Annotated in this window: 6 protein-coding genes; all 6 read left to right on the forward strand. The window is 53.8% G+C overall.

Annotation, left to right across the window (positions count from 1 at the left end):
* The first annotated feature begins 719 nt into the window (after positions 1-719).
* The 6 genes from OKC27_RS22335 to OKC27_RS22360 all read left to right on the forward strand — a co-directional run bounded on the left by OKC27_RS22335 (position 720) and on the right by OKC27_RS22360 (position 5,402).
* Positions 720-1,268 (forward strand): hypothetical protein, encoded by a 549-nt coding sequence (locus OKC27_RS22335; protein ID WP_155488276.1) that lies wholly within the window; start codon positions 720-722, stop codon positions 1,266-1,268.
* Positions 1,265-1,567 carry a YkvA family protein gene (locus OKC27_RS22340; RefSeq protein ID WP_052814687.1) on the forward strand — a complete coding sequence of 101 codons (303 nt, stop codon included), beginning with the start codon at positions 1,265-1,267 and terminating at the stop codon, positions 1,565-1,567. The genes OKC27_RS22335 and OKC27_RS22340 overlap by 4 nt, the downstream gene beginning before the upstream one ends.
* Before the next feature lie 22 nt (positions 1,568-1,589).
* Positions 1,590-2,216, forward strand: coding sequence for a hypothetical protein (locus OKC27_RS22345; protein WP_190283745.1), 627 nt, complete (start codon positions 1,590-1,592; stop codon positions 2,214-2,216).
* On the forward strand, positions 2,213-2,647 hold the full coding sequence (locus OKC27_RS22350) for a DUF2787 family protein (RefSeq protein ID WP_197984389.1): 435 nt from the start codon (positions 2,213-2,215) through the stop codon (positions 2,645-2,647). Before OKC27_RS22345 ends, OKC27_RS22350 begins: the two co-directional genes overlap by 4 nt.
* Positions 2,648-3,138: 491 nt before the next feature.
* Positions 3,139-4,380, forward strand: coding sequence for a tyrosine-type recombinase/integrase (locus OKC27_RS22355; RefSeq protein WP_069785079.1), 1,242 nt, complete (start codon positions 3,139-3,141; stop codon positions 4,378-4,380).
* 470 nt (positions 4,381-4,850) lie between these two features.
* Positions 4,851-5,402 carry a GAF domain-containing protein gene (locus tag OKC27_RS22360; RefSeq protein WP_270806721.1) on the forward strand — a complete coding sequence of 184 codons (552 nt, stop codon included), beginning with the start codon at positions 4,851-4,853 and terminating at the stop codon, positions 5,400-5,402.
* The last annotated feature ends 32 nt before the right edge of the window (positions 5,403-5,434 follow it).

Here is a 5,434-nt window from a genome sequence, read left to right on the forward strand (position 1 = left end):
TTCACTGTCGGCGAAGGTAAGTTGATGACTCATGATGAACCCTGTTCCATGGCTCCAGATGACAAACATGATCTCATGTCAGGGACTTGTTCGCACCTTCCCTAATCCGTTAACAGAGCCTTCCATATAACTTCGCCCCATTTTCATCACCGCCAAGTGAAAATAAAAATTAAATCATAGCATTACCATTCTACCCCTGATACCTGAACGTATTCGCTTGACTTCCTCTTTTTGCGTCATCATTACCACTGTACAAAAAAACAGCAAATAAGTCAGTCCACTGGGATAATCGCGGCCTCCCAACGTGGTCGCATGGCTCCCGAGTTGTGTCTAAGCTACCGCCCCTGAATTACAGCCTTCAGTCTGCTGCTTTTTACCTAGGGCGTTTCTCCAGCCTGGCTCATAAGTGATTCAGGAGAGGCAGTTCCAAACGATTATCTTAGCGCTCAAGATAGATGACACAAAAGAGGGGAATTGTAGTTTTCTGAGAAAGATCAACAAACCAGTCCGTATTAGAGGGTGATGGGCAGCATCAACACGCGGGAAGCCCTCACTTTCGCTGCATGGCCTTTTTCAAAACCACCGCTCACCCGCAATCACTTGCTGGTCATCCTGATTGCCTGCTCCCCCCTTCCCGTAAAAACCCAATCCTCAAACATATATGAATCTCTGGATAACCCATGACCATTCCGGTCCGGGAACATCCAAGGAGAACATCCATGTCTGAACTTTCATTGTTCGATGCCATTGGCGAAGGCAAAAACGCGACTCAGGATTATCTGGATACCCTGTCGCGGGCACTGCTGCGCCATCATCAACTGGTCAAAGCCATCCGCATCCACGGTCGTTATGTACCGGAATCGTTGCCAATGCCCGGTCTGCCGGTACTGGTCGCCATCTTCAGTCACACCAACACTTACACCTTGCACCAACTGCCCTCTACTCAGATAGGACAGTTGGTGCTGTCGATTGCTCGCTTCTCCGGCCAGGCCACCCATGACCTGGACAACGGCATCTTTGAAGAGGTCTGGGACATGGGTGACAGCAGCTTCACCACGGACAGCGCCGAGCAGGCCGTCTACTGGTTGCCGTTACCGGAGCGCTGGATTGCTCTGGAAGGCACACAAGTGGTCCTGCACGATAAAGACCATCCGGTGTTCAAGTTGCTCAACATCACCGCCCGGAACGCGGGTCCGGTCCTGAATATCTGCGATGGCGTGGTCAGTCTGGCGCTGGCGTCAGAGTGGGATGGGGAGTGGGCCGCATGACCGAGATCAACCGCTCCTCGCTACTTTCCAAGCTCAAGCACATCAAGGGCATGAAGCTGCTGGTTGAGCAGGCTGTCTTGCTCTATCTGTTGATGGCCGACGAGCAGACGCCTTTGTGGGTCAAGACCATCGTGGTCAGCGCCCTCGCCTATTTGCTCTGTCCGGTCGATGCCGTACCGGACTTTATCCCCGGCGTCGGTCTCACCGATGACCTGGGGGTCATTAGCGGCGCCATTGCCTCGTTAGGCAGTCATATCCATCAAGGTCATCGCAGCAAAGCGGCTGACTTCTTCAAGTAACCCCTTCAGAAGGAATTCCATCATGGCTAAAGCCACACAACCGGCAGCGTCGGCTGCTCCGGTCTGGACTGTTATTAAATCCTCCAAGGCCCCGAAGATCAGCGCTCGGGCCAGTGGTTTGCTGCACTACGAGGTAGGCAAGAACGATGAAGGTCGCTACGCCCTTCGCATTACCGCCAACGACACGGGCGGCCTGTTCAGCAAGCACTGGTTATCGCTCGATGACATCCTGGCACTACTGGACATCCTCAAGGATGCGCCATTCAAATCGGTAGCGCTCAAGGCGCTGTTTGTTCGAGGCAGTGCCAATAACCACGGTTTCCTCGCCGCCATCCTGCGATCTGAAAAGTTGCTGGTCGCCGCCGAGCCCAACTCGCCGTTCCACCGGGTCGGCCTATCCCTCAGCGACTGGTCAACTCAGTTGGATGAACCGGCCAATATGGATAAACAGGCTCGCAAGGGAAAAGCCAAGGGGCAGAAGGGCCAAGATGACACGACCGATGAGATAACCATCGAGAAAGGCAATGAGCCCCCGTTTTTGAAAACAGCCAACGACCAGGCCGGTTTGTCAGACAAGATGGATGAGGCCGGGGCCGAAACGGGATCCGAGACCGGCGACGAGGTAGCCGGACAGGAGACCCAGCCATGAGCAACCGTGACATAGCACTGAACTGGCAGGGACTCCCCCTACCGGTTTCACCCCGGTTCGCCGTATGTCTAACCGACCTGCTGAACAGGCACCATCCCACATGGCCACAAGCCCGCGCCGTCACGATGAACTTTCGTGATCCGGGTTATGGCCCGGAAACCGGCGGCTTTCATCCGGTGGAGATCCGTCTGCAACGCCGAGGAAATCTATGGTCCTTGGTCTATATGACGGACTTTTCCTATGTCGGCATGGGTGACTATGCCGAATTGGCTAAGGAGGTCGATTTTGACTTCTCAAGCCAGGAAGGGCTGATTGCCTATGCGCATGTGGTGCCGTTGTCTGAGTTGGGTGAGTTCTATGAATTATGGGAGGGTAATTTCCTCACCTACCTGTCGCTGGGTGTCTACGCGATCAGGGTAGCCACTGAATGATCCCTCCCTGTTAATGCGCAAATTTCACGGGTTCACGGGGTTGGCGTCGATTTACCCAGTCTCTATAAGGGAAAAACCTGCCCCGTTTCCCCCCGCTCACACGGGGCGGGCACGGGGCTCGCCGTGACATTGCGGGGTAACCCGACCTATTCATTAACTCACCCATTATTTCCGCAAATTTCGCGGGTTTACGGGGTTGAGATGAAAAAGCTCAATCCCTCAAAGGGAAAAACCAGCCCCGCTCCCCCCCGTTCGTGCGGGGCGGACACGGGGCTCGGTAGCATTTTTACGGGATCGGACCGGGTAGCGACCGGGGCGGCCATCTGCTCACTCACCTTTCCCGCGTTGTCATCGTGCCGGGCCAGTCAGGCCAAGGCGCGATGAGCAACGACCATTTTGATCGCCAAGCCAGAGACGGGGATTAGACCTCCTTTCCACTGTGAAGGGGGCCTATGCCGTGTCTAACCAGCTCACATGTTGAGGAGCGAATCATGAACGAAACACCTACCCGATTTAAATTCACCAATCGGCGAATTGCCGATCTACCCCCTAACCCAGATGACGCTCGCAGTACCGAAGCGGAGTATTCAGATACCGACGTGACCGGTCTGCGCTGTCTGGTTGGCAAAGGAGAGGGGCGTCGCAAGTTCCTGCTGCGTTATCAGATACATGGGCGCAAGCGGGCCATTGCACTGGGGCACTATCCCGCGTTGGACGTCAGCGCGGCTCGCAAGCTCGCGCTCGACTACAAGCGCAAGATCGCCGAAGGCGTTGACCCACAGCAGGCCAAGGAGGACAAGCGCAACCAGAAGACCCTGAGCAATTTGTTTCAGGAGGACTATCTCCCCTATCTGCAATCGCGAAATCGCAGTTGGAAAACGGATGAACATCGCTTCCGTAATCACCTACGGCCAATCTTCGGCAATCTGATCCCGGAAGAGATCACCGTTACCCGCATCCAGAACATGCAACAGATGTTGCTCAAACGCCTCACCCCGGCCACCTGCAATCGAGTATTAGCATTGCTCAAGGCCATCATGACCTGGGCAGCCCGTGCCGGACTGATCAAGGACAATCCCGCCGCCTTGGTGTCATTGCTGCGAGAGAACAATCGGCGCGAACGCTACTTCACTCCAGATGAAATCCGCCGCCTGTTCCGGGCTGCTGATCAGCATGAGAGTTTCTATACCGGTCAGTATGTCAAGATGTTGCTGCTCACCGGCTTGCGCCGGGCCGAGCTGGCAAGGGCCAAATGGCAGCACTACAACAAGGAGGACAAGACCCTATATATTCCCCACACCAAGAACGGCCATAGCCGTGTGTTGCACCTGAACCATATGGCGGTGGAGCTGTTGAACTACTTACCGGTGACACAGGGAAATCCCTACCTGTTTCCCGGCAAGCGGCAAGGGCAGCCATTGCAAAATCCCACCAAGGGGTTTCAGCGGATGCTGGCGCGAGCCGGTATAGATAAGGAGGGGGTTTGCCTGCACACCTGTCGTCATTCGGTAGCGGCGTTGATTGTCTCCAACGGCGGCACCCTGTTTGACGTGCAATCCCAGCTTGGGCACCGGAGCAGTCAGACATCACTGCGTTATGCTCACCTGCATAACACTCGGATGCAGCAGACCAGCCAGAAAATAGCCAATTGCATCCATGATGCCCTGACCAGCTCTGTACCATCCAAGCCGCTGCCACAGCCCGAAGAGGGCGAGTGGGTTCAGGCTAGCTAGGTATGTCGGTATCTCATCCAGTGGTGAGATACCGATATCGCTGTTTAGCAGCCCAATGATCCGTTTTCAGCGACCGTCCCGACAAACCGCTACACAAAATCTGTCGGGGCTTATGAGCCTTCTCAACCGCTTCTCGCCGGTTGATAACAAAACCCCTCACCTGATGACAAAACCCATAGCCGATGATGGGTTTTGCGAAAAACTGCCTGCCAGCCAATTCGTCACGCCGTGTCGCGGCCTGTTTGGATAATCCATCCCCTGTGTGATGGGAAGCCTGGATACGACCACCGAGTACAGCCTCCCTCCACTCGAAGGATGATCACTCAACATCTTGATGCTGCCCCAACCCTTCCAAAAAACTCAACAAGTGAGACATATCATACTAATTCTTAAAAGAAATTTGCTCGTTAACCTCACCACTGATATTTATTATGGTTATATTTTTCGGCAGGCATCAGGAGCTACCGAACATGGCAACTTATCCAATTCCACCAGATGAAGAAGACAGACTCAATCTACTACACGCCCTCAACATTCTCGATACTCCGTCAGAAGAGGCTTTTGATCGCATGACTCGATTAGTTGCACTCATTTTAGATGTCCCGATTGCATTGGTTTCACTGGTCGACACTGACCGACAGTGGTTCAAGTCGCGGATAGGTATTGATGAAAATGAAACCCCACGAGAAGTTGCTTTTTGTGCTCATGCTATAGCGCAAACAACACCGCTGATCGTGACAGACACAAAGCAAGACTCCCGCTTCATGAGTAATGCTCTCGTAACGGGAAATCCGAATATTCGCTTCTATGCCGGTGTGCCTTTACGTAGTATCGGTGGGCTCGCAATAGGCACATTATGTGCTATAGACTCCAAACCTCGACAATTGAGTCCTGATGAGATAAGCATTCTGGTTGACCTTGCCGCACTCGTTAGCAAAGAAATGCAAATGCGTGAAGTGCTTTTGAGTCATGCGCGTTCCAGGGCGGGAGCACACTTTGTTGATATTTTAACCAAAGAATAACTGAGCCCGATAGTCGTCATTCCAGCCGGCTC

Origin of the sequence: Aeromonas sp. QDB62, from assembly GCF_027705695.1 — a bacterium.
In the GTDB taxonomy this organism is placed as follows: Bacteria; Pseudomonadota; Gammaproteobacteria; order Enterobacterales; family Aeromonadaceae; genus Aeromonas; species Aeromonas allosaccharophila.